Here is a 24,371-nt window from a genome sequence, read left to right as displayed (position 1 = left end):
TTGAAATTACTGAGCGCGGGCGGTGTGCGCCTGGCCGCTTTGCTTGTTGGGGTTGCGATAATCTTGGACGAGGCGCGCGAAGCCGCGGTGCGCGCGGTCGACGGCGCCCGGGATGCGCAGGAAGCGCGCATCGTGGTGCACCGCCAGCACAAGGCCGTACATTTCGTAGACCAGTTGTTCGGGATCCGTGTCCGCCTTCAGGTCGCCGATGTCGATCGCCTGTTGCGCGCAGCGCAGCAGGGCACCCTGCCACGTGCGGACCATGGCGACGAGTTCTTCGCGGATCGGGCCCGGGCGGTCGTCGTATTCGACCGCGCCACTGATATAGATGCAGCCGGACGCGATCTCGACCGAGACGCGCTGGAGCCAGAGATTGAACATCGTCTCCAGACGCGGCAGGCCGCGCGCTTCCTTCAGGCTGGGGAAAAAGACTTCCTGCTCGAAGCGACGGTGGTACAGCTTGAGCACGTCGATCTGCAGGTCTTCGCGCGAACCGAAGTGCGCGAAGACGCCCGATTTGCTCATGCTCATGCGGTCGGCCAGCAGGCCGATCGTCAGGCCTTCGAGGCCGTCGCGGCTGGCGAGCTCGAGCGCAACATCGAGGATGGCGGCCCGCGTCATCTCGCCTTTGCGCATGCTCATCGATTTAGCTGTCGTATTAATAATTGCCTCGCGTAAGAGAGAATTTCTTCTGACCGAAAAAATCCGAACGCTCGTACTATTATCTACCAGCCGTGAAATGTCAAACGGGAACTTAGAGGCACCGTTCTAGTGCCTTGGCCGCAACACGCGGCGGCGTGTCAGCCGCCGGCGCGGGTGATGGCGCGACGGTCGCGCTTGGTCGGGCGGCCCTTGATCGTGCTGCCCGGTTCGGGGAACAAGCGGCGTGCCTCTTGGTCGTTTTCCCGGCGCACGATGCTCTCTTCCGTCTCGCGGTAGAGCGCCTGGGCGACGGGGGCCGGCCCCCGCTTGTCGGACAGGCCCAGCACGACCACTTCCCAGCGGTTCGAGCCGTTGTCGATGAAAATCTTATCATCGACTTTCACGGAGCGGGCGGGTTTGACGGGCTCGCCGCCGATCCGCACCCGTCCCCGATCGACCGCATCCGCCGCCAGCGAGCGCGTTTTGAAGAAGCGCGCCGCCCACAACCATTTATCGATTCTTACGTTTTCATGTTCCGTCATAGCAGTTCCACTCATGCATAGCCGATCGCGACGACCCGCATGGTCATTTTATAGAGAAGATAGGCCATTTCGTGGCCGCAGCGGCGCACCCAACTGAGTTGCCTTAAATCATCCAGGCACACTTGCACGCCGTCGGCCACGCCCCGCTCGATCTGGCGCGCGAGGCTGGCGGCAAATTTCGCATCGCGCACGACGACGTTCGCCTCCTGGTTGACGAACAGCGACAGCCCGTCGCAATTGCTGGAACCGACCGTGGCCCAGTTGTCGTCCACGACGGCGACCTTCGCGTGCAGCTGGGTCCTGCGGTACTCGACGATGCGCACCCCGGCCGCCAGCAGTTGCGGATAGAACGACGAGGCGACGGCATCCTGCATGCGGAACTCGCCCACGCCGATCATCAGGCAGACGTCGACGCCGCGCCGCGCCGCCTGGCACAGCGCATCGCGGAACTTGCGGCCCGGCGCGAAATATGGCGTGGCCATCAGCACGCGCTTGCGCGCGCGGCCGATCGCCTGCAGGTATGCACGCTGGATCGTGCGGCGGTTGCGCAGGTTGTCGCGCACGACGAACGCGGCGCGCATCGGATGATCGCCCAATGCGGCCGGCTGCTTACGCAATTCGCGGAACAGGTTGATGCGCCGGACGAGCGGCAGATGGCCCGCGCGCGTCCACTGCGCCTGGGCTTCGCGGTGGATTTCCGCCACGAGCGGGCCGCGCACGCACACGGCGAAATCCCAGCGGGGCGCCGGCAGCGGTGCATGCGGTTCGTAGTCGTGCAGATTGTCGTCGTTCGTATTGATGCCGCCGACGAAGGCGACCTGGCGATCCATCACGGCGATCTTGCGGTGACTGCGCGCGGCACCCCGCTTGAACCACGGATTGAACATGCGGTAGTGCACGCACACCGCGCAGAATTCCTCCTTGAGGCGGCAGGCGATGCGGTTGCCGGTGCCGAACCAGTCGACCAACACGCGCACCTTGACGCCGCGCTTGGCGGCACGGATCAGCGCGTCGGTGACGGCGCGGGCCGTGTCGTCCTCGGCATAGATATAGGTTTCGTACAGGATCTCATGCTGGGCCGCGTCGATGGCGGCCAGCAGCGCCGGGAAATAAGTGCTGCCGCTTTCGAGGAGGGTGACGTCGTTGTTCGCTACATAGGTAACGGTGCGCATCGCTATGCCAGCTGCAGGTTGGCCACGATCGGTGCGTGGTCGGACAGGCGCGCCCACTGGGGGCCGTGCAGCACTTCGGCATGCTCGACCTGGAAGCCGCGCACATAAATCCGGTCGAGCCGGAACCAGGGCAGCGCGGCGGGAAACGTCCGCGCCGGGACCAGGCGTTTTTCGCGCCCAGCCACATTCCGCACCATATCACCGATCTTGACGCCGAGCCGGCCCGGCCGTTCCAATTCATCGAATACCTCAACGACGCCCAGCTTCACGCGCAGGCAATCGCTGAGCGTATTGCGCCAGTCGTTGAAGTCGCCTGCGATGATGACCGGCTCGCCGTTCGGCGCCGAATCCTGCACACAATTAATCAGTAAGTCAGTCTGGCGCCGACGGCTGCCTTCGAACAGGCCCAGGTGGACGACATAGCAGTGGACATTGCCGGACGGCGTCTCCAGCACGCAGTGCAGGATGCCGCGCTGCTCGTAGGCGTGGTCGGACACGTCGTGGTTGCGCGTATTCGAGATCGGATAACCGGACAGCAGCGCGTTGCCGTGGTGGCCGTGGTCGTACACGGCGTTCATGCCATAAGCCGCGTGCAGATTTTCGCCGGCAAAGAACTCGTGCTGGGCCTTTTCCGGCCAATGATGATGGGGGCTGCGCAGCTTTTCGCCGTAGCGGGCCTGGTAGCGGTCGTGCCGCCCCTGCACCTCCTGCAAAAACACGACGTCCGCACCGAACGTACCGATGGCTTTTTTCAGCGCCAACACGCGCGGCGTACTACGAAAGGAAGAGACGCCCTTGTGGATGTTGTAGGTCGCAACACGGATTTTCATGGGAACATTGTAACCCCATCAGTCCGTGCCTTTCCGAGGTAGGGAGCGCAATCGTGCGCGCGGAGCCTTCCCCGGCTTTTGGCCGGAAAAGGCGTTGGGGGAAGTGCTTAAGGGGAAACGGCGGCGTGCCTGAATTCGCCGTTCGGCAGAGGACGCGCTTCGGGTGGGATGACGGGGTCGCGGTAGACCGGGTTGGTGCGCAGCGGGCCCATCAGGCGGAGACCGCTCAATAGCTCGATACACAGGTAATCGTTATCAACGCCAACGTCCTTGACCTTCTGCTCGTGTCTGCGTTCGCTCATGATTCCTCCCTTGTTGGACATTGCTAAAATGAAAAGTCGTCAGAAACGACTTCTGGACCTTAATAAAATCATTTCTCACTGTCAAACGAACGATTGTATTGTGCGAATCTATTTTCCCTAAATTTAATTTCGTGCATATAGTGGAGATCGGACGCTCGTCAAAGAATCGAACACGATCAATCCAAGCAAATCTCTCAAAAAATCACATGGATTGATGTGTTTGTAGCACGCGATCGAGCACTTGGCGTTCCATCGTCCCGAATGCCGCACTGCCCCGCGCGCGCGGACGCGCGAGGCCGACGTCCAGGTCGAGCGCAAGCCGGCCCTGTTCGATCAACAGGATGCGGTCGGCCAGCACCACGGCCTCCTGCACGTCGTGCGTAACGAGCACGGCCGTGAAGCCGCGCGCCGTCCACAGCGATTCGATCAGTTGCTGCATCTCGATGCGCGTGAGGGCATCCAGCGCGCCGAGCGGTTCGTCCAGCAACAGCAGTTGCGGTTCGTGCACGAGCGCGCGCGCCAGGGCCACACGCTGGCGCTGGCCGCCGGACAGCGCGGCCGGCCAGTCCTCCGCGCGGTCCAGCAAGCCGACGCTGGCGAGCGCCGCCCGCGCCGGCGCCGCCCCGTCCCTCAGGCCCAGCGCCACGTTCTGCAGCACGGTCTTCCATGGCAGCAGACGTGCGTCCTGAAACATCATCCGCACCTCGGGCTTCAGTCCGCCACCGCCAATTTTGACCTGCCCGCTGTCCGGAAGTTCCAGACCCGCGATCGCGCGCAGCAAGGTGCTCTTGCCGCAGCCGCTGCGGCCGACGACGGCGACGAATTCTCCCGGCTGGATCATGAGGTTGACGGCGTCGAGCACCGTGCGTCCGGCATAGCGCTTGGTGAGGCCGTGCAGATTGAGGTGAGCGCCGCGCGCGGCGATCTGGTTGATGTGCATGAGAACCTTGTGGGATCAGCGGTAGGCGGGATTCCAGCGCAGGAAGCGGCGTTCCAGGCCGCGCGCCGCGAGGTCGGCGGCCTTGCCCAGCAGGGCGTACAGCAGCACCCCGACCAGCACGACGTCGGTCTGCAGGAATTCGCGCGCATTCATCGTCATGTAGCCGATGCCGGCCTGCGCGGAAATGGTTTCGGCGACGATCAGGAGTACCCACACGAGACCCAGCGAAAAACGCACGCCGACGAGAATCGAAGGCAGCGCGCCCGGCAGGATCACGTCGCGGTACAGCGCCCGGCCGGACAGGCCGTAGCTGCGCGCCATCTCGATCAGGCCAGGATCCACCGCCCGGATACCGTGGAAGGTGTTCAGGTAGACGGGGAAGAAAACGCCGACCGACAGCAGGAACAGTTTCGCCGCCTCGTCGATGCCGAACCACAGGATCACGAGCGGGATCAGCGCAAGGGCCGGGATGTTGCGCACCATTTGCACCGTCGTGTCGAGCAGCGCGGCCGCGCGCCGGCTGCTGCCGTTCAGGAGGCCCAGCGCGAGCCCCAGCGCGGCGCCGAGGCCGAAGCCGGCCGCCGCGCGCCACAGGCTCACGCGCAGGTGCGTCCACAGTTCGCCGGACAGCGCCAGGTCGCGGAACGCCCTGGCGACGGCGAGGGGCTCGGGCAGGATACGGCTCGACAACACGCCAGTATGCGCCGCGACCTGCCAAGCGGCGATCAGGAAGATGGGCAGCGCCCACGGCGCCAGCGGCGCGAACAGGCGGCGGGCGGATGCCGCACCGTCAGGCTGCGCGGACGCCGGGAGAGCCTGGACCGCGGGACGCATCACGCCACCTTTTTCGGCACGCGATCCGGCACGATATCGACGGCCATCACTTCGCCGAACGGACCGGTGATCGAGTGTTCACCGCGCGACTTGCCTTTGCCCAGCAGCGGGAACACGAGCTCCGCGAAGCGATACGATTCTTCCAGGTGCGGATAGCCGGACAGGATGAACGTCTCGATGCCGAGGTCCTGGTACTCGCGCATGCGCGCGGCCACCGTGTCCGGATCGCCGACGAGGGCCGTGCCGGCGCCGCCGCGCACGAGGCCCACGCCGGCCCACAGGTTCGGCGACACTTCCAGCTTGTCGCGCCGGCCGCCGTGCAGCGCGGCCATGCGGCGCTGGCCGACCGAATCCATCTTCGCGAGCGCGGCCTGCGCCTTCGCGATGGTGGTGTCGTCCAGGTGGCTGATCAGCTTATCGGCCGCGGCCCACGCTTCCTCGTTCGTCTCGCGCACGATCACGTGCAGGCGGATGCCGAATTTCAAAGCGCGGCCATGTTTCGCGGCGCGCGCGCGGATGTCCGCGATCTTCGCGGCCACGGCGGCCGGCGGCTCTCCCCACGTCAGGTACACGTCCAGCTGCTCGGCGGCCAGTTCGTGCGCCGCGTCCGACGAGCCGCCGAAGTACAGCGGCGGATACGGCTTCTGCACGGGCGGATAGAGTGTCCGCGTACCCTTCACGGTCAGGTGCTTGCCGCTGAAGTGATAGCCGTCGTCGCCGCCCTCCCCGGCCAGCGCGGCACGCCAGATGCGGATGAATTCGTCCGAGATCTCGTAGCGCTGTTCGTGGTCGGCGAAGACGCCGTCCGCTTCCAGCTCCGCCTGGTCGCCGCCCGTGACGACGTTGATCAGGAGCCGGCCGTTCGACAGGCGGTCGAACGTCGACGCCATGCGCACCGAGAGGCCCGGCGACGACAGGCCGGGGCGGATCGCGACGAGGAACTTCAGCTGGCGCGTGGCGTGGATCAGCGACGAGGCGACCACCCACGCATCCTCGCAGGAGCGCCCGGTGGGCAGCAGCACGCCGTCGTAGCCGAGCGTGTCGGCCGCCACGGCGATCTGGCGCGTGTAGTCGGCGTCGACGGCGCGCGCGCCCCGGCTGGTGCTGAGATAGCGGCTGTCGCCGTGGGTCGGGATGAACCAGAAGATATCCGGCGTCGTCATATCATTCCTTTGCGAACAGTTGCGCCGGCGGCTGCGCAGCGCGCACGACGATCGGTTTCGGGATCAATCTGAGGTTGTAAAAGGTGTCGGCGATTTTCTGCTGCGCGGCCAGCACGTCCGGCGTCACGGTGCGCACGCCGTAGGCATAGCGCTGCGCCGCCAGGGCCACCACGTCCACCGGCAGACCCGTTTGCGCGGCGAGGATGGCGGCGACTTCCTGCTGGTGCGTGCGGCCCCACTCGTCGACCTTGGCCAGTTCGTCGATCACGATGCGCACGACGTCCCCGTACTGCTCGGCGAACGGCCGCGCGGCCACGTAGAACTGGTGGTTGGCGGCGAGGCCCTTGGCGTCCGCGAGCACGCGCGCCCCCAGCTGCTTCTCGGCCGCGGCGAGGAACGGGTCCCAGATCACCCAGGCGTCGACGGCGCCCCGCTCGAACGCGGCGCGGGCCTCGGCCGGCGGCAGGTACACGGTCTGGATGGCGCGGTAGTCCACGCCGGCCTGTTCCAGCGCCTTCACGAGCAGGTAGTGCACGTTCGAGCCCTTGTTGAAGGCCACCTTCCTGCCCTTCAGTTCCGCCACGCTGCGCAGTACCGAATCCCTCGGCACGACGATCGCTTCCGACCCCGGCGACGGCGGCTCGTTGCCCACGTAGACCAGGTTCGCGCCCGCGGCCTGGGCGAAGATCGGCGGCGCTTCGCCGACCGTGCCGAAATCGATGCTGCCCACGTTCAGGCCTTCGAGCAGCGCCGGGCCGGCCGGGAACTCGGTCCACTTGACCGCGATGTTCTTCTCGGCCAGGCGTTTTTCCAGCGTGCCCCGGCCCTTGAGCAGCGTGAGCGTGCCGTACTTCTGGTAACCGATGCGCACTTCGCGCGGGGCGCCGGCGGCGTGCGCCTGCGGCAGGTCCGTCAAGGGAACCGCGACCGCGGCGGCAAACAACATGCCGAGCGTACGGCGGCGCTGCCCGCGCCGCGTGCCGGCATCGAACGGATCACTCATGGATGCATCCTTGTCTGGTTGTGACGTTGTGTCGCGCTGCCCGTTGCAATTCGTCGTGCAGCTGTTCGACGCCGGCAGCGATGCGCGCGGCGATGGCCCGCACGGGGCGCAGGCCCAGTTCCTGATCCCAAGGGAGCTGCTCCGGCGTGGCGTAGATGCCGGGGAGGACATGGCGCGGCGCGAGCGAGGCCAGGACGGGCCGCAGCGCATAATCCAGCGCCAGCATGTGCGACTGGCTGCCGCCGGTGGCCAGCGGCAGCACGAGCTTGTGCGCCAGGCCGTCCTGCGGCAGGAGGTCGAGAAAGGCTTTCAGCACGCCGCTGAACGAGGCTTTATAGATGGGCGTGCCGACGACGATCGCCTCGGCGTCACGCACGCGGGCGACGGCGTCCAGGATGGCCGGGTCCTTGAGGTCGGCGCGCAGCAGCGCCTGGGCCGGGAGTTCGCGCACCTGCAGCGCGACGGTGCGATGGCCCCGTTCCGCCAGGCGTTCACCCACCAGTTGCTGCAGGCGCCAGGTCGTCGAGGGCGAGGATGGGCTTGCGCCCAACAGGAGGACAGTCATGGTCGTTCCGGGTCGATGAGGATGGCCACAGGCTACCGCCGGGCCAACCGAACCGGAACGAATGCTTTCGCTTTTTAATATGCCGTTTTCGTTAAAAGATTTCGCGCATATGGTGCGTCGGCGGCTAGATGGCGACGCCCGCTTCGGGCACCGGCCGGAAACGCGGCAGGACGATGCGGAACCGCGTGCCTTTGCCCACTTCGCTGTGCACGTCGAAGCGGCCGCCGTGCTTCTGCACGATGCCGTAGGACAGCGACAGGCCGAGGCCGGTCCCTTTGCCCACCGGCTTCGTCGTGAAGAAAGGCTCGAAGATGCGTCCCAGCTTGTCCTTGGGGATGCCGGTGCCGGTGTCCTCGACTTCGATCCACACCTGTTTCTCGTCGTAGCCCGTGCGCAGGGTGATGCGGCCGTGCTTCTCGATCGCGTGCGCGGAATTGACCAGCAGGTTCATGAACACCTGGTTCAGCTGCGACGGGTAGCACTCGATCTGCGGGATCTGCGCGTACTCCTTGGTCACCTCGGCCTTGTACTTGATCTCGTTCCAGACCACGTTCAGCGTGCTGTTCAGGCCCGCCTCGAGGTCGGCGTACTGCAGGCCGCCGCCGTCGACGTGCGAGAAGTCTTTCATGTCCTGCACGATGCGGCGTACGCGGTCGATGCCGTCGAGGGATTCGCGCAGCAGCGGCTCCAGGTCTTCGCGCAGGTAGTCGGCGTCGACTTCCTTTTTGATCTTCGCGATCTCGGCGCGGTCGTTCGGGCTGAACGAGTCTTCCAGCGCCTCGTAGCTGTCGAGCAGCCGGAGCATCGCCTGGGCATATTTTTGCAGGCTGCCCAGGTTCGAATTGACGAAGCCGATCGGGTTGTTGATCTCGTGCGCGACGCCGGCCGCCAGCACGCCGATGGAGGCCATCTTTTCCGATTGCAGCAGCTGGCTCTGCGCCTCGCCCAGTCTCTTGATCAGGTCCGCCTGGCGCGCCTTTTCCTTTTCCAGGGTCGCATTCGCTTCCTGCAGATCGCGGGTGCGTTCGCGCACTTTCGATTCCAGCTGGTCGCGCGATTCACGCAGCGCTTCCTCGGCCCGGTGGCGCTCGGTGACGTCGGTGTAGCCGAACACCCGGCCGATCACGCGCTCGCCCAGGAACTGGGGACGCGAGCGGCATTCGAAGAAGCGGCCGCTCTTGAGCCGGAACAGGTCCTGCGTCTCGGTGGTATCGGCCACCTGGCGCAACCGGCTGCGGATCAATTCGTCCTCCTCGACCTGGCCCGCGATGAATTCGATGATGTCGTCGTCGTCGCCGGCCTGCAGCAGCGCGGCGGGGATGTCCCACATCGCCGAGAACAGGCGGTTCATGCTCGTGATCTTGCCGTGCCAGTCGATCACGAGGATGCCGTCCGCGGTCGATTCCAGCGTCGTGCGCAACTGGGCCAGGGTCTGCTCGAGCAGGGCCTCGACCTGGCGCTCGTGGCGGCAGTCGCGCGCGCGCACCAGCAGCAGCGGACGCCCGCCGTCGCGGATCACGCGCACCGACTTCATCACCGTCAGCAGCGAGGCGTCGGCGCACTGGTACTCGCCCTCCTGCGCCTCGATGTCGAGATACTGGCCGCCGCGCACGTCCTCCCAATAAAACACGTCCTGCAACGAGCTTTCGATGTCGGTGATCACCATTCCACTCAACTGCGCGGCCGGGTAACCGAGCACCTGTTCCACCGTGCGGTTGGCGACGACGATGCGCAGGTCGGCCGGATCGACCACCATCACCATATAGGGGCTGTGGTCAATCATCAGCTGGTGCAGGTTCATGACTGGCTCCTCCGCGCCGGGTCGCTCGCATCGAAGTAGTAACTGACGCGCTTGCGCGGGCTGAGGTAGTTGTACATGTCCTTCGGCACCTGGGACGGACGGATCGACTTCACGATGTTCAGGTCCGGCTGCTGCTCGAGGTTGACCACGATGGCTTCCTCGCGCGGCACGCTGGCCTCGTAGATCATGACCTGGGGCCTCGTCGGCTTGGCGGTGTTGACGTTGACGACCATGCCGACGACGCCGTTGGCCAGCTGGACGATCGTGCCCGGCGGGTACACGCCGAGGCAGCGGATGAACACCTGCAGCAGCTTGGGATCGAAGCGGCTGCGCATCTTGGCGAACATCAGCGACAGCGCCTCGTGCGGCGTGAGCGCGTCGGCCGGATTGCGCGGGTTGCACAATTCATCGTAATGGTTCGCGATCGAGACGATCCGGGCGAGGACACTGGCCGCCTCCCCTTGCAGATGGCGCGGATAGCCGCTGCCGTCGAACATCTCGTGGTGGTCGCGGATGATGGCCAGCGCCGGCGCCGCCAGGCCCAGCTTCTGGCCGATCTCGAAGCCGCCGTGACAATGGGTTTCGACCAGCGCCTGCTCGGCGTGGTTGTACGGATCGAGCTTGTTCAGCACCTTGTCCGGGATGTTCTTCGTTCCGACGTCGTGGAACAGCGCGCCCATGCCGAGCAGGCTGGCCACCTCGTGCGGCAGCTTGATGTCGCGTGCGATCATCATCGACAGCATCGTGACGTTCAGGGAATGCACATAGACTTCCTCGCCGCCCAGCTTATCGCCCATCAGGTTGATGGCCAGTTCGGGCGCGGACAGGATCGACTCCGTGATCTGGCCAATCAACTTGCCGGCCACGCGGATCGTTTCGGCCGGCTGGGAGAACAGATTGCGGTCGATGTCGCGGATGGCGCGCGCCGTGTTCACGAACGCCTGCTCGATGCGCGCCGCGTTCTCGCGCTGCTCGCGGATGCGCTCCATCATCTCGCGTTTCGCCGCCATGACCGGCGACTCGGCACGCGCCTCCGGCGACATCGGGGGCGGCGCCGGCGGCACGGGCCGGTTCGGCGCCGGCGTGGGCACCGGGATATCGCTGAGCGCGGCGTCGACGCGCACGGTGGCAAGGCCCAGGCCGCGCAGGATGCGGAGCTGGTCCTCGGTCTTGACCTTGAAATGGCTGAAGGCGAACGGGTGCTGGAACCATTTCAGGTCCAGGTACACATACAGGCCGATCTGGACCTGGTCGATGGGAATAGTAAGCGTGTCGGCCATGTTGCGCCTCGAAACGTGGGCACGGATGAGTGAAGTCTTCAAGACCGAAAGTATCAACCCCCACTATTTCGGTCAAGAAACATTTGTTCCCATGTGGAATTCATGACACATTCCCGGAGGGTCAAGTTACCTCGGCCCCCGTCACCACCCGGTTGCGCCCATGCTGCTTGGCGCGGTACAGCGCCTTGTCGGCCGCCCAGAACAGCGACTCGGCGTCCTGGGCATGGAGGGGATAGGAAGCGACGCCGAACGACGCCGTGATCCGTTCCGGCCCCTCGCCTTCCGGATTGGGCGTGATGGCAGCCAGGGCGACGCGGATCGCCTCCGCGCGCATGCCCGCGTCCGCGGCCGTGCATTCCGGGAGCAGCAGGACCATCTCCTCGCCGCCGTAGCGGCAGGCGATGTCGCCTTCGCGGATGCCGAGGCGCAGCTGCTGGGCGATGGTGCGCAGCACGGCGTCGCCGACGGCGTGACCGTAGCCGTCGTTGACGTTTTTAAAATGGTCGATGTCGACGAGCACCAGGCTCACCGGGACGTTCTTGCGGCGCGAGCGCGCCAGTTCGCGTTTCAGGGCGGCGTCGAAGTGGCGCCGGTTGAACAGGCCGGTGAGCGGATCGAGCACCGATTGCCGGCGCAGCGATTCGCGCAGGCGCGCATTCCCGAGCGCCAGCGCGAGCTGCTCCGCGACCGTCACCGCCAGGCGCTCCTGCTCCTCCTGCAGCGGACCTGCCGTCAATCCTTCCAGATGCAGCATGCCGACCAGTTCATCGTGCGTGACCAGCGGGATGCACAGGCGCGCCGCCGCATCCGTCTCCGACTCGCGGTAATGGGCGCATGCCGGATCGCCGTAGTCGGCCGTCTTGTAGCGCGCGCCGTGGCGCAGCGCCCAGCAGGCATCGATGTCGATGGCCAGGGGCTGGTCGGACGGCCCGCCCCACTGCGTCTGGCGGTCCAGCATGTTGTCGTCGTCGTCGCGCAGCAGGAACAGCGTGCCGGCCACGCCGGGCAGCAGTTTCGGCATGAAGCGCGCGATCACGGGGCCGGCATCGGGCAGCGCCGCCACGGCCTCCACGGCGCGCAGCAGTTCCGCGACCAGTTTCAGTTCGCGGTTGTGGCGCGACGTCAGGGCAACCGCTTCCGCGAGCTGGCCGGCCTGCGTCTTCAGCTGCGCGGCGACGGCGCGCCGGGTGCGCAGCATGCGCAGCACGACCAGCAGCAGCACGCCCAGCGCGAGGATGTTGCAGGCGGTGCCCACGACGTCGACGACGAACGACCGCTGCGAGCGTGCCAGCAATTCGGTCCGCAGCGCGGCGCGCCTGGCCGCGCCGCGCGCGTCTTCCGCCGCGACGAGCTGGCGCAAGTCGTCCATGTATGCCTTGCCGCGCTTCGAGCTGACCACGCGCTCGGCGGCCTCGAACCCCGCGCGGCGGCGCAGCAGGATGGTTTCGTCGAGTTCCGCCAGCTTGAGTTCCACCAGGCGCGTGATGCGCCATACGGTCGCCCGCTCGGCGTCCGTGCGTGCCTTTTCCTTGGCATCGTGCAGGGCCGAAGGCAGCGTGCGTCGGGCCCGGTCGTAGGGTTCGAGGAAAGCATCGTTGCCGGTGATGACGAAGCCGCGCTGCGCCGTCTCGGCGTCGCGCATGCTGGTCAGGATGTCATCGAGGCGCTGCTGCGCGGCCTGGTCGGCGCTCGACTGCGCCATCAGGACGTTGACGGAACGGTTCAGCGAAAACGGCACGGCCGTCACCGTTACCATGACGGTGAAGACGGCAAGGGCAACGAATTTCAGATGTCTTTCGCTACGCATGGGATGTCGATCGGAATGTCATTGCTACAAAGCAAGGCAAAATAGCACAGATTCCGGGGCGCACGGTTGAAATAGACCGTGTTTGTTTACGCGCCGCGGACGTGGCGCGGCAATTGCAGGATCGCTTCCGCGTTGGAGCTGGAAAAGCACCGGTCCGCCGCTGCCAGGAGTGGCAGCCAGGCGTATTGCAGGTGTTCGCGCGGCGCGAGGGTGATCGCGATATCGCGCGGTACGCAGACGGAGAACACGTGCTCGGTGTTATGGGTGACGCCGGGCGCGTAGCGGTGGCGCCAGGTTTCGTAGATCTCGTAGATGTTCGACAGGTGCCAGTCGTTGAGGACGATGCGTTCGCCGTCGGCGACGATGCCGGTTTCCTCGAACAATTCGCGCGTTGCAGTGTCCAGCAGCGGCTCGTCGGGGCGGCCGAGGGAACCGGTGACGGATTGCCAGAAGCCGGGGCGGTCGGCGCGTTCGATCAGCAGGACGTCCAGGTCGGCGGTGTGGATGACGACGAGGACGGATTCAGGGATTTTGTGGGGCATGCCCGGATTGTAGCGTCAATCGACGTCGCCCCCGCGCAAGCGGGACCCATGCCGAGTTGGATACAGCACACTCGGTATGGGGGAACAGCCCGATGGGCTGTTCCCGCTTTCGCGGGAACGACGTGGTGGCTCTTAAGCGACCTTCGGCTCGTTCCGCAGACGGATATGCAACTCACGCAGCTGCTTCTCGTCGACTTCCGACGGGGCGTTGGTCAAGAGGTCCTGCGCGCGCTGGGTTTTCGGGAAGGCGATCACGTCGCGGATCGACTCGGAGCCCGTCATCAGCGTGATCAGGCGATCCAGGCCGAACGCCAGGCCGCCGTGCGGCGGCGCGCCGTACTGCAGGGCGTCGAGCAGGAAGCCGAACTTCAGCTGCGCTTCTTCCGCATCGATCTTCAGCGCGCGGAACACCTTGCTCTGGACTTCTTCGCGGTGGATACGGATCGAGCCGCCGCCCAGTTCCCAGCCGTTCAGGACCATGTCGTAGGCCTTGGCGATGCAGGCGCCCGGGTTCGTTTCGAGCATGTCCTCGTGGCCGTCTTTCGGCGCCGTGAACGGGTGGTGCGTCGCGTTCCAGCGGTCGCCTTCGTCGTCGTACTCGAACATCGGGAAGTCGATGACCCACAGCGGGGCCCAGACGTCGTCGAACAGGCCGGCCTTCTTGCCGAATTCCGAGTGACCGATCTTCACGCGCAGCGCGCCCATCGAGTCGTTCACGACCTTCGCCTTGTCGGCACCGAAGAAAATCAGGTCGCCGTCTTGCGCACCGGTCAATTCCAGCACCTTGGCCAGCACGTCGTCGGCGATGTTCTTGACGATCGGCGATTGCAGGCCGTCGCGGCCCTTGGCCTTCTCGTTGACCTTGATGTAGGCGAGGCCCTTGGCGCCGTAGATGCCGACGAACTGGGTGTACGCGTCGATTTCCGAACGCGGCATCGAACCGCCCTGCGGCACGCGCAGGCCGACGACACGGCCGCCCGTCATGTTGGCGGCGTTGTTGAAGACCTTGAATTCGACGGTCTTCATCAGCTCCGTCAGTTCGGTGAACTGCAGTTTCACGCGCATGTCCGGCTTGTCCGAACCGTAGGAGCCCATGGCGGTGGCGAAGTCCATCACCGGGAACGGGTTCGGCAGGTCGATGCCGGCGGCGTTCTTGAAGACGACGCGCATCATGTCTTCGAACAGGTCACGGATTTCCTGCTCGGTCAGGAACGACGTCTCGCAGTCGATCTGGGTGAATTCCGGCTGGCGGTCGGCGCGCAGGTCTTCGTCGCGGAAGCACTTGGTGATCTGGTAGTAACGGTCGAAGTTGGCGACCATCAGCAGTTGCTTGAACAGCTGCGGCGATTGCGGCAGCGCGAAGAAGTTGCCCGGGTTGACGCGCGACGGCACCAGGTAGTCGCGCGCGCCTTCCGGCGTGGACTTGGTCAGCATCGGGGTCTCGATGTCGATGAAGCCCAGGTTGTCCAGGTACTTGCGCACTTCCATCGACACCTTGTAGCGCAGGCGCAGGTTGTGCTGCATCTGCTGGCGGCGCAGGTCGAGCACGCGGTGCGTCAGGCGGGTCGTTTCCGACAGGTTGTCGTCGTCCAGCTGGAACGGCACCGGCACGGACGCGTTCAGCACTTCCAGCTTGGTGGTGTTGATCTCGATCTTGCCCGACTTCAGGTTGGCGTTGGCGGTGCCCTCCAGGCGGTTCACGACGGTGCCCGTCACGCGCAGGCAGTACTCGTTGCGCACGTGCTCGGCGACCTTGAAGACGTCCGCATTGTCGGGGTGGCAGACGACCTGCACCAGACCTTCGCGGTCACGCAGGTCGATGAAGATCACCCCGCCGTGGTCGCGGCGGCGGTGCACCCAGCCGCACAGGCTGACGGTTTGGCCCAGCAGCTCTTCGGTCACGAGGCCGCAGTAGTGAGTACGCATGGAGGACATAATTTTTCGATCCTGGTTGGTTGATTCGGTGGGCCCGCTTCTATCGCAGGCCCTGGATTCTTTGCTGCCTTGTTCTTTTATTGCGCCGCGACGGCGGCGCGTGCGTCGGCCGCGGCTTCAAGCGGCGGCGGTGGCGCCACGACGCCCATCGAGACGATGTACTTGAGGGCCGCGTCGACCGACATGTCCAGCTCGACGACGCGGCTCTTTTCCATCATCAGGAAGAAGCCGGAAGTCGGATTGGGCGTGGTCGGCACGTACACGCTCACGTAGTCGCCCACCAGGTGATTCTTGACGTCGCCGCCCGGCACGCCGGTGAGAAAAGCGATCGTGTACGAATTCTCGTGCGGGTACGGGATCAGCACGGCCTTGCGGAACGCGTTGCCCGACGACGAGAACAACGTATCGGATACCTGCTTGACGCTGCCGTACACCGAATTCACGACGGGGATGCGCTGCAGCACCCGCTCCCACATGCGGACGAACCACTTGCCGACCAGGTTATTGGTCAGCACGCCCGTCAGGAACACGATGGCCAGCGTGATGATCGCGCCGAGGCCGGGGATGTACTTGCGCGGCTGCCACGCGGTCGGCACGAGGACGAGCGACTGGTCCAGCGTAGCGATCACGAAGTGCAGCACCCAGGCCGTGATCGCCAGGGGAACCAGCACCAGCGCGCCGGTGATGAAATATTTACGCATCGATTGTCGTGACGGATTCGTCCGGTGAAAGTATCGGGTGCTCATTATGCGCCGCCCACGCAGGGCCGGCGCCGTTGTCAGGTACTGCTGCTGTCCTTGGCCGGTGCGGCCGCGGGCGCCGGCGCGGCCGACGATTCGGCACTGCTGCCGCCGCTGTCGGACGAGGCCGGCGTCGTTGGTGCCGTGCCGGTCGCCGGAGCAGAGCCACCGCGGAAGTCGGTCACGTACCAGCCCGTACCTTTCAACTGGAAACCGGCAGCGGTGACTTGCTTCTTGAACGATGACTTGCCGCACGACGGGCAAACGGTCAGAACCGGATCGGAAATCTTTTGCAGTACATCCTTGGCAAAACCGCATTCTTCGCAGCGGTAGGCGTAAATCGGCATCTGAATACTCCGCAAAAATCATCAAAACCCTGAATTATAAAGCTTTTGCCGGGTAGATGGACGCATGGCCATCTTGCTGCACCATGGAAACAGTGTTGTTTTTCGTCAGCGCACAGATGCGTTCCGTTTGCCGAACATCAACTTAACTGTTTAAATAGCATTCCTCAGCAGGAACGATGCTGTGCAAGGTTTAAGAAACAGAAGTTTGCGCGACCGGCTCTGCCGGCCCGCCGCAATACCATAGAAGAACACTTCAAATCGGGGCCCGCTTGCGGGCCTTTTTCTTTTCGATAGCCCGTCGTTCCCGTGCGCGGGAATGACGTACCTAGGTGCGCTGCCAGACCATCCAGCGTTCCTTGCCGGCGAATACCGGGATCGAATCCTCGACGGCCTCATCCACGATGCACTCGAACGTGGGCACCAGCAGCGCATCGAGCTCGGCGCGCGTGATGCCGAACGGCGGTCCCTTCAGCGCATCGTCGAAGTAAAAATAACCCGCCAGCAAACCACCCTGCCCCAGCAATTCGGCCCAGCGCCGCGCCACGTCGGACCGTCTTGCCGGCGGCAGCGCGCAGAAGAACGCCTGTTCGTAGACGAGGTCCAGCGGCCGCGGCGGTGTGTACGCGAAAAAATCGGCCTGCACGATGCGGTCCGCCCACGACGGAGCGCCGCCCGGTCCGGCCAGCGCGCGGGCGCGGGCGACGGCTTCGTGCGAGAAATCGATGGCGATGGCGTCCCAGCCGGCCTCGCACATCAGCGCCAGCTCGTGCGCGGAGCCGCACCCGGGAATCAGCACCGTCAGGGGCCGTTCGGACGCCGCGACGAAGCGCCGCAACGCCAGCGGCACGCCGCCCCGGTCCCACGGCGTGAAATCGCGCTCGAAACGCTCGTCCCAGAATTGCGGCGACAGCGGATCGCGGCTGGCGAAATCCGGCGTCGACGCCATCAGAAGCCCCAGTGCCAGCGCTGGGCGACATGCATGCCGACGACGAGCACGGCCAGCACGCCCGCCACGCAGGCGACGAACATCAGCAGGCGGTTGGTGCGGCGCTGCTCGTGCAGCAGCATGGCCATGACGACGTCCTGGTCGACTTCGCGGTGCGCATGTTTTTCCAGCACCTGATGCGCCAAGCGCGGCAGTTGCGGGAAGATCGCCGCGTAACGCGGCGCCTCGTCGCGCAAATGGTCGACGAAGGCGCGCCAGCCGACCTGTTCCGCCATCCAGCGCTCCAGGTACGGCTTCGCGGTCTTCCACAGATCGAGCTCCGGGTCGAGCTGGCGACCCAGGCCCTCGATGTTCAGCATGGTCTTCTGCAACAGCACGAGCTGCGGCTGCACCTCGACGTTGAAGCGGCGCGACGTCTGGAACAGGCGCAGCAGCACTTGGCCGAAAGAAATGTCTTTTAGGGGCCGGTCGAAGATCGGTTCGCACGTGGCGCGCACGGCCGCTTCCAGTTCGTCGACACGGGTTTCGCGCGGTGCCCAGCCGGATTCGATGTGCGCCTCGGCCACGCGCTTGTAGTCGCGGCGGAAGAAGGCGACGAAGTTCTGCGACAGGTAATCCTTGTCGAAATCGTTCAGGGTGCCGACGATGCCGAAGTCCAGCGCGATGTAGCGGCCGAACGTGGCCGGATCGATGGACACGAGGATGTTACCCGGGTGCATATCCGCGTGAAAAAAGCCGTCGCGGAAGACTTGCGTGAAAAAAATCTCGACACCGTCGCTGGACAATTTCTTGAGGTCGACGCCGGCCGCGACGAGGCGATCCGTCTGCGAGATCGGGATGCCGTTCATGCGCTCCATCACGATCACGCTGCTGGAACAATAATCCCAATACATTTCCGGCACGAGCAGCAAATCGGAATTCGCGAAGTTGCGGCGCAACTGGCTGGCGTTGGCCGCCTCGCGCATCAGGTCGAGCTCGTCGTGCAGGTATTTGTCGAACTCGGCCACGACTTCGCGCGGCTTCAGGCGGCGGCTATCGGCCCAGACTTTTTCGATGAGGCCGGCGGCCATCTGCATCAGGGCGATGTCTTCATCTATCGTCGACTTCATGCCCGGACGCAGCACTTTCACCGCGACTTCCTTGCCGTTTTTCAGCGTCGCGAAGTGGACCTGGGCGATCGATGCCGACGCGACCGGGGTGCGCTCGAACGCGGCGAACAGCATGTCCGGCGCCGCGCCGAGGGAACGCGTGATCTGGGCGACGGCCACGTCGGAATCGAACGGCGGCACGCGGTCCTGCAGCAGCGACAGCTCGGCCACGATGTCGGGCGGCATCAGGTCGGGACGGGTCGACAGCACTTGGCCGAATTTCACGAAGATCGGTCCGAGTTCTTCCAGTGCCAGGCGCAGGCGGATCGCGCGCGGCGAGGTGATCCTGCGCCAGAAGAAGACAGTATTGATCAGGCGGGCGGTGCGTGGTACGTGCAGGCCGGAAATTGCGATCTCGTCCAGGCCATATTTGACGATGACGGTGAAGATCTTCAGCAGGCGCAGGAATTTCAGGATCATCAGTGGTCCGAAGGCGTATCAGGGATCGTCGGTACGGGCGCGGCGCGGCGCTCGGCTTGTTGCGCCAATTTTTGTTCCAGTTTGGCGATGCGCTTGGCCGTGCGCTCGACGTCGTCGCGCAGGCGGCCGACATCGTCGGCGAATGCGTCGACCGCCGCTGGCCGCACGAGCACGCGGCGTTCTTCCAGCAGGAATTCGGCGACGTTTTCCGCCAGGCGGCGCCCGGCCGTGGCCGCACCGGTCACAACGGAGCGCGCCCCGCCGGCCAGGCGCACGGCGCCGATCGGCCCGAACACGCGCTCGAGGTCGTGCTCCGCGTCCCAGCGCAGGCCTTTGGACAATTGCGAGATCGTGTTGGCGAACTCGGCATCGCCCTCGATGCGCACATACGAAAACGCGCGATCGCGGTTCTGCACGATCAGCGGCAGGTCGCTCAGCTTGACGTGGATCGTGACGCTGGCCGCGTCATCGGCGCCCGCCGTCTCGAGCATGCCGTCGCGCGCGACGCGCATACGTAACGCGACATGGCCCATATCGATACAGGCCGTTTTGCCGGCATGGCGCATCAGGCCGTCGCGCGCCCAGGCTTCCTGCGCCAGCAGGTGATTGATCGTCGCCACGGCCGGGGCCGTGGGCGACAGGAAAGAGGGAGTCGAAAGCATCGCCATTTCACCTACACAAAATAAAACCGCCCGGCATAGGTCGGGCGGTTTCGATCTTACCAGTTCACCGGAGCATAAAACCCGGAGCACAAGCTTTTTATTGCGAAGTTTTTAAGTAATTTGCTGAATGCCCGCCAGGACCCAACCGCCGCTGCCGTTGAGCGGCTTGGACAGGTTCCAGACCTCGACGAACGGTTCCGCCGGCGCGCCCGGCGCGTTGCGGATCATGCCGTTGAACTGCACGCTGGCCAAGTAGTCGCGCTCGGTCGTCTCGATGCCCAGCAGTTGGGAATCGATATTGACGACTTCCGTGAAGTCGGGCTGGCCGCCCCGCTCCTGGATCTGCAGCGACAGTTCGGCATATACCTCGGGCGACGTGAACTCGCGCAGGTCGGCCAGGTCGCCGCGGTCCCAGGCGGCCTGCATGCGGATGAACGAGGCCTTGGCGTGGCGCAGGAAAGCCTCCGTGTCGAACCCGGCCGGCACGCCCCACTGCTGGTGCGCAGGCGCGGCCTTGTCGAGCGACGGCGCGCTCGCGAAGCCCGGCTGGAAGCCGCCCTGGTTGCCCTGGTAGCCGCTGTTCAGGCCGGAACCGATTTCCGGCGTGGCCGAGGCCGGCATGGGGGTCTGGTTAAAACCGGTAAACGCCGGATTGGCCGGCGTGTCCTTGCGGCGGAACATACGCACGATAAACATCACCGCGAACACGAGCAGCAGGATCATCAGCACCGACGACAAGGCGCTGGCCATCGCCCCGCCGATGCCGAAGTGCGAGAACAGCGCGCCCAGGCCGAGGCCGAGCAGCGCCCCGCCCAGCACGCCTTTCCACATGCTCGGCCGTTTTACCGGCAGCGGGGCCGGCACGGCGGGCGCCGGAGCCGGACGCTGGTACGACGGCTGCTGGTAAGGCGCGGGCGCCGGCGCAGGCGCCGGGGCACGCATCCGGCTGACCGACTGCGACTGGCGGCCGAACGAGCGGCTGCCGCCGAGCGGACGCGCGTCGGCGACGCTGGACAGCGTCATCAGCGCGATCATCATGCTGGCCAAGAATTTTTTCATCTGCTCACCTCAAAGTTTGATGCCGGTGTGCAGTGCGGCAACACCGGCCGTCAGGTTGTAGTACTGCACGCGTTCCAGACCCGCCGTTTCCATCATCGATTTCAACGTCTCCTGGTCCGGGTGCATGCGGATCGATTCCGCCAGATAGCGGTAGCTTTCGGCATCGCCCGCGATGCGCTGGCCCAGCCACGGCAGCACCGAAAACGAATACACGTCGTACGGCTTTTGCAGCGGCGCCGCGACTTTCGAGAACTCCAGCACGAGCAGCTTGCCGCCCGGCTTGAGCACGCGGCGCATTTCCGCCAGCGCCTGATCCTTGTGCGTCATATTGCGCAGGCCGAACGCCACGCTGACGCGATCGAAATAATTGTCCGGGAACGGCAGTTTTTCCGCGTCACACAGTAAGGTGGGGGTGACGAGACCCTTGTTCAATAGACGATCGCGGCCCACGCGCAGCATCGACTCGTTGATGTCGGTGAGCCAGACCTCGCCACTCGGCCCCGCCTGCTTGGCGAACGCCTTCGACAGATCGCCCGTGCCACCCGCGATGTCGAGCACCTTGAAGCCGGGACGAATGCCGGCCTGGGCGATGGTGAACGCCTTCCACACGCGGTGCAGGCCGGCGGACATCAGGTCGTTCATCACGTCGTATTTGGACGCGACCGAGTGGAATACCTTGGCTACCTCGTGGACCTTCTCGTCTTCCGAGACGGTCTTGTAGCCGAAATGCGTGGTGTTGGTCATAGTAGCAAGCCGTATAGTCTTGCCACATTATACAAGCCGGGTGCTGCGCTCAGCTTAAAGCTGTCTTACCGCGACCGCCACGTGCGCGCGACCGGACGCGCCCGTCGTCTCCGCTTCGGCGCACGGTCGCGAGAATCTGGCAAACACGTTGCGCAGCATCCGGCTCAATACGGGATCGATCGCCAGGCTGCCGCCGAAGGTAATCGATCCGGCCGAAAATACACCGCCCCCACCGGCGTGCGTGAAATACGTCATGTCCGCACCGCTGCGCCAGCGATTGGTCCCCTTGGCCAGGTGGACCAGTCCGGCGGGTTTGTTGCGGGGGTCGATCTTGTCCATTTCCCATCCCGAAGCGCCGCCCATGTTCAATCCTGCCTTGCCGATCAAGCTGCCTGTTTCGACGCCGGTGCCGTCAAAGATCCAGTGGCGGGGCGCGATCACCTTGTAAGGACCGTACGTGGATTTGCCGGCCAACGTGAAACGAATGCCGAGCATCCTGGTTTCCGAGCGCCCGCAATCGCGCCAGCGCCCGCCCGCTTCACCACTGAAGGTGTGCCTGCCGCTGTCATACTTGACCTCGAGCTGTTGTGCGCGGATTTCCGCTTTCCAGTAGAGGCCGTTACCCGAGAGGTAGATCAGGTTGCCTCCCGCATCGAGGAAGCTTTCCAGGCCACGGTACATCGGGTCCGTCCAGTATTCGCTATGGGTACTGATCACCAAGGTGGGGTATTGCCGTAGCAAGGTTGGCGTGTCGTGCAAGTCGATGTCGGCGTACAAGTCGTAAGCGATGCCGTTCTGCTCCAACCAGCGCAGGATGTGCTTTTCGGCGTTTGCCAGGTGGCCGTCGTCGCCGGCCGGCGATGCGGCCGGATTCGGCCGTTGCATGTGTACCCGGAATGCGCTCCGCTTGCCAAGGCCGTCGTCGATGTCGTAGCGGTACAGCGACGCGCCACCCCATGCGTTGTAAGCCAGCCAGGTATTGGTCGACGCCAATACCGCCACGCCGGCGGGCCTGCCGAGCCTGCGTTTCTTGACGATGAACGTAATATCGAAGGCGGCCCCACTGCTGTCGGAAATACGCGCCGCGTACATCCCGCTGCACCAATCCGCGCCGACCTGCAGGGTGAAGGTGGGCTCCCAGGCGGCGCCGCACTCGTAAGCATTGGCGGCGTAATGCTGAGGCTTGCCTTCGATCCCGCCGATGGACAGCATGGACTGCTCTCGCGCGCCGTGACGGATGACGGTCAGCGCGAACCGCCGGCGTGGCGCATGGACGAATAATTGCAGCGGTTCGCCAGGGAACACGCTCATTCGGTCGCCATATCCTTCGATCGAATGCAGATTCTGCTCGAGACGGTCCGGCGCAAGCGTGGACGTACTGAGCCGGGGCATGCCTACCGCGACGGGAGCGCCACCGACGTTTTCCACGCGCACGGAAAACCGAGGGTACTGAAGACAGGACGGCGGCAGGTCGAGAGAAAAGTACAGCTTTCGACGGAGCAGACTCCGGATCAGATATTCCATCCGCAGCGCCAGCGGCAGCTTCCTGATACGGCTGAGCACACTGTCTTCGGACATCGCGCCCCGCACGGGATGGATTTCATGAAGAAGCGCGCCATCGGGCCGGTAGAACCTGAAAAGCAGCGCGCGCATGGGCAAATCGCCATAGGCCTCGAAACTCAGGCTGGCCTGCAGCACGCGTGGATGGTCATCGATGCGGAATCGACAGGTCCTGACGGCGGAACTCACGAGAACATGCATCGACATCGCGGCGTTCACCAAGTCGTTCGGTAATGCAGGAAGCGCAAACTAGCGCATTGTCGTACACCCTATCCCAACATCAAAAGACACAGCTGAGATCGCTCATAGTCCGTGTTTAAGGAAGCTCAACGCGCCGGTGAACATGACGTCTGCGGCGTACATGTCGGCTTTGCCACACAGAATAGCAATCGTGCATCACTATTGTTAAAACTCTGCTTATAATGATTTTTGCTAGCGCACAGTCTGGAACAGGGATGCCTTATCGCTTAACCATGTGCCGCCAGCTAAATTCATTACTTGTTAAAAAATTTCTTGAGAGAGAGAAACATGGCGACTGGCACCGTGAAATGGTTCAACGACGCAAAAGGCTTTGGCTTCATCAAACCTGACGATGGTGGCGACGATCTGTTCGCACACTTCTCGGCCATCAATTCGGCCGGCTTCAAATCGCTGGCGGAAAACCAGCGCGTCAGCTTCGACGTGACCTCGGGCCCGAAAGGCAAGCAGGCAGCAAACATCCAGCCGCAATAATTCCCGACCGGAACGCAGACCGGATAGCGCCGGCCCACCAGGCCGGCAAAGAAAAAAAAAGCGCCGTGTGTCGAACCGGCGCTTTTTTCGTTAGTGACCGCATGCGGCGGACTTAATGTCCCCGTGCGGCGGACTTAATGTCCCCCGCACCCACCGCTGCCGCAACCGCCACCCTTTTGCCCGGCCACCGGCACGGCACTGGCCTCGCGGCCGCTGTCGCCCTCATACCCCGCCGCGTGCAGACGGCCCAGGTAATCCTGCCACAGCCGGTCCTGCTCGCTGCCCAGCTTGTACAGATAGTCCCACGTGTAGATGCCGGACTCGTGACCGTCCGTAAACAGCGGCTTGATGCCGTAGTTCCCGACCGGCTCGGCGCCGCGGGTGCCGACGTCGCGCTTGCCGACCTGCAGCACTTCCTGGCCCGGACCGTGGCCCTTCACTTCGGCCGACGGCGAGTACACGCGCAGCAGTTCGAACGGGATGGCGAAGACGGCGCCGTCGTCGAAGGCGATTTCCAGGACCTTCGATTGCTGGCGGATGGTGAGGTTGGTGGGAGTGGGCATGATGGGGTCCGTTCAGTAGCAAAGCAAGAACGTCATTCCGCGGAAGCGGGAATCCATGCGGCGCATCTTCGGTCGGCTCGGCATGGAATCCC

The 24,371-nt window shown here is 64.6% G+C and carries 25 protein-coding genes; 1 reads left to right on the top strand and 24 read right to left on the bottom strand.

Annotated features, from left to right (window positions below):
* Positions 1–6: 6 nt before the first annotated feature.
* The 23 genes from BVG12_RS22480 to BVG12_RS22370 all read right to left on the bottom strand — a co-directional run bounded on the left by BVG12_RS22480 (position 7) and on the right by BVG12_RS22370 (position 23,203).
* On the bottom strand, positions 7–636 hold the full coding sequence (locus BVG12_RS22480; protein WP_075794336.1) for a TetR/AcrR family transcriptional regulator: 630 nt from the start codon (positions 634–636) through the stop codon (positions 7–9).
* A gap of 164 nt (positions 637–800) precedes the next feature.
* Positions 801–1,184: an RNA-binding S4 domain-containing protein gene (locus BVG12_RS22475; protein WP_075794335.1), complete on the bottom strand. Its 384-nt coding sequence runs from the start codon at positions 1,182–1,184 to the stop codon at positions 801–803.
* Positions 1,185–1,195: 11 nt separating this feature from the next.
* Positions 1,196–2,356, bottom strand: a complete 1,161-nt coding sequence (gene clsB / locus BVG12_RS22470; RefSeq protein WP_075794334.1) for a cardiolipin synthase ClsB — start codon at positions 2,354–2,356, stop codon at positions 1,196–1,198.
* Between the two features lie 2 nt (positions 2,357–2,358).
* Positions 2,359–3,186, bottom strand: coding sequence for an endonuclease/exonuclease/phosphatase family protein (locus BVG12_RS22465; protein ID WP_075794333.1), 828 nt, complete (start codon positions 3,184–3,186; stop codon positions 2,359–2,361).
* 107 nt (positions 3,187–3,293) lie between these two features.
* Positions 3,294–3,488: a hypothetical protein gene (locus tag BVG12_RS22460; RefSeq protein WP_156895713.1), complete on the bottom strand. Its 195-nt coding sequence runs from the start codon at positions 3,486–3,488 to the stop codon at positions 3,294–3,296.
* Positions 3,489–3,690: 202 nt separating this feature from the next.
* Positions 3,691–4,428, bottom strand: a complete 738-nt coding sequence (locus tag BVG12_RS22455; RefSeq protein WP_075794331.1) for an ATP-binding cassette domain-containing protein — start codon at positions 4,426–4,428, stop codon at positions 3,691–3,693.
* A gap of 15 nt (positions 4,429–4,443) precedes the next feature.
* Positions 4,444–5,262: an aliphatic sulfonate ABC transporter permease SsuC gene (gene ssuC, locus BVG12_RS22450; RefSeq protein WP_083685316.1), complete on the bottom strand. Its 819-nt coding sequence runs from the start codon at positions 5,260–5,262 to the stop codon at positions 4,444–4,446.
* Complete coding sequence (gene ssuD, locus BVG12_RS22445) at positions 5,262–6,425, bottom strand: FMNH2-dependent alkanesulfonate monooxygenase (protein WP_075794330.1); 1,164 nt, start codon at positions 6,423–6,425, stop codon at positions 5,262–5,264. The genes ssuC and ssuD overlap by 1 nt, the downstream gene beginning before the upstream one ends.
* 1 nt (position 6,426) lies before the next feature.
* Positions 6,427–7,428, bottom strand: a complete 1,002-nt coding sequence (locus BVG12_RS22440) for a sulfonate ABC transporter substrate-binding protein (protein WP_075794329.1) — start codon at positions 7,426–7,428, stop codon at positions 6,427–6,429.
* The gene (gene ssuE / locus BVG12_RS22435) at positions 7,421–7,993 is read right to left on the bottom strand and encodes an NADPH-dependent FMN reductase (protein ID WP_075794328.1); all 573 of its coding nucleotides are present in this window, start codon (positions 7,991–7,993) and stop codon (positions 7,421–7,423) included. The genes BVG12_RS22440 and ssuE overlap by 8 nt, the downstream gene beginning before the upstream one ends.
* Before the next feature lie 124 nt (positions 7,994–8,117).
* Positions 8,118–9,794 carry a PAS domain-containing sensor histidine kinase gene (locus BVG12_RS22430; protein ID WP_075794327.1) on the bottom strand — a complete coding sequence of 559 codons (1,677 nt, stop codon included), beginning with the start codon at positions 9,792–9,794 and terminating at the stop codon, positions 8,118–8,120.
* Positions 9,791–11,074, bottom strand: coding sequence for an HD-GYP domain-containing protein (locus BVG12_RS22425; RefSeq protein ID WP_075794326.1), 1,284 nt, complete (start codon positions 11,072–11,074; stop codon positions 9,791–9,793). Before BVG12_RS22425 ends, BVG12_RS22430 begins: the two co-directional genes overlap by 4 nt.
* Positions 11,075–11,195: 121 nt before the next feature.
* Positions 11,196–12,881 carry a diguanylate cyclase gene (locus tag BVG12_RS22420; protein ID WP_075794325.1) on the bottom strand — a complete coding sequence of 562 codons (1,686 nt, stop codon included), beginning with the start codon at positions 12,879–12,881 and terminating at the stop codon, positions 11,196–11,198.
* 86 nt (positions 12,882–12,967) lie between these two features.
* Positions 12,968–13,423 carry a dihydroneopterin triphosphate diphosphatase gene (gene nudB, locus BVG12_RS22415; RefSeq protein ID WP_075794324.1) on the bottom strand — a complete coding sequence of 152 codons (456 nt, stop codon included), beginning with the start codon at positions 13,421–13,423 and terminating at the stop codon, positions 12,968–12,970.
* A 132-nt stretch (positions 13,424–13,555) separates the two neighbouring features.
* A complete protein-coding gene (aspS, locus tag BVG12_RS22410) occupies positions 13,556–15,349 on the bottom strand; it encodes an aspartate--tRNA ligase (RefSeq protein WP_229503683.1) in 1,794 nt (597 codons plus the stop codon).
* Positions 15,350–15,435: 86 nt separating this feature from the next.
* Positions 15,436–16,059, bottom strand: coding sequence for a DUF502 domain-containing protein (locus tag BVG12_RS22405; RefSeq protein WP_075794322.1), 624 nt, complete (start codon positions 16,057–16,059; stop codon positions 15,436–15,438).
* Between the two features lie 77 nt (positions 16,060–16,136).
* Complete coding sequence (locus BVG12_RS22400) at positions 16,137–16,445, bottom strand: FmdB family zinc ribbon protein (RefSeq protein ID WP_075794321.1); 309 nt, start codon at positions 16,443–16,445, stop codon at positions 16,137–16,139.
* 325 nt (positions 16,446–16,770) lie between these two features.
* Complete coding sequence (locus tag BVG12_RS22395; protein WP_075794320.1) at positions 16,771–17,391, bottom strand: methyltransferase domain-containing protein; 621 nt, start codon at positions 17,389–17,391, stop codon at positions 16,771–16,773.
* A complete protein-coding gene (gene ubiB, locus BVG12_RS22390) occupies positions 17,391–18,959 on the bottom strand; it encodes a ubiquinone biosynthesis regulatory protein kinase UbiB (RefSeq protein WP_075794319.1) in 1,569 nt (522 codons plus the stop codon). Before ubiB ends, BVG12_RS22395 begins: the two co-directional genes overlap by 1 nt.
* Positions 18,959–19,627, bottom strand: coding sequence for a ubiquinone biosynthesis accessory factor UbiJ (locus BVG12_RS22385; protein WP_075794318.1), 669 nt, complete (start codon positions 19,625–19,627; stop codon positions 18,959–18,961). The genes ubiB and BVG12_RS22385 overlap by 1 nt, the downstream gene beginning before the upstream one ends.
* A gap of 105 nt (positions 19,628–19,732) precedes the next feature.
* Positions 19,733–20,680: a Tim44 domain-containing protein gene (locus tag BVG12_RS22380; RefSeq protein ID WP_075794317.1), complete on the bottom strand. Its 948-nt coding sequence runs from the start codon at positions 20,678–20,680 to the stop codon at positions 19,733–19,735.
* A 9-nt stretch (positions 20,681–20,689) separates the two neighbouring features.
* Complete coding sequence (ubiE, locus tag BVG12_RS22375) at positions 20,690–21,424, bottom strand: bifunctional demethylmenaquinone methyltransferase/2-methoxy-6-polyprenyl-1,4-benzoquinol methylase UbiE (protein WP_075794316.1); 735 nt, start codon at positions 21,422–21,424, stop codon at positions 20,690–20,692.
* A gap of 54 nt (positions 21,425–21,478) precedes the next feature.
* Entirely contained in the window at positions 21,479–23,203 is a 1,725-nt protein-coding gene (locus BVG12_RS22370; protein ID WP_156895712.1) for a N,N-dimethylformamidase beta subunit family domain-containing protein, read from the bottom strand.
* 309 nt (positions 23,204–23,512) lie between these two features.
* Here BVG12_RS22370 and BVG12_RS22360 point away from each other — a divergent pair, with 309 nt between their 5' ends.
* A complete protein-coding gene (locus BVG12_RS22360; protein WP_056448893.1) occupies positions 23,513–23,716 on the top strand; it encodes a cold-shock protein in 204 nt (67 codons plus the stop codon).
* 134 nt (positions 23,717–23,850) lie between these two features.
* On the opposite strand, the gene BVG12_RS22355 is transcribed toward BVG12_RS22360, so the two are convergent.
* The gene (locus BVG12_RS22355) at positions 23,851–24,279 is read right to left on the bottom strand and encodes a gamma-butyrobetaine hydroxylase family protein (RefSeq protein WP_075794313.1); all 429 of its coding nucleotides are present in this window, start codon (positions 24,277–24,279) and stop codon (positions 23,851–23,853) included.
* Between the last annotated feature and the right edge of the window lie 92 nt (positions 24,280–24,371).

This window comes from Massilia putida (assembly GCF_001941825.1).
In the GTDB taxonomy this organism is placed as follows: Bacteria; Pseudomonadota; Gammaproteobacteria; order Burkholderiales; family Burkholderiaceae_D; genus Telluria; species Telluria putida.
Note: the sequence above shows the minus strand (reverse complement) of the source record. Positions and strands in the feature narration are given on the sequence as shown.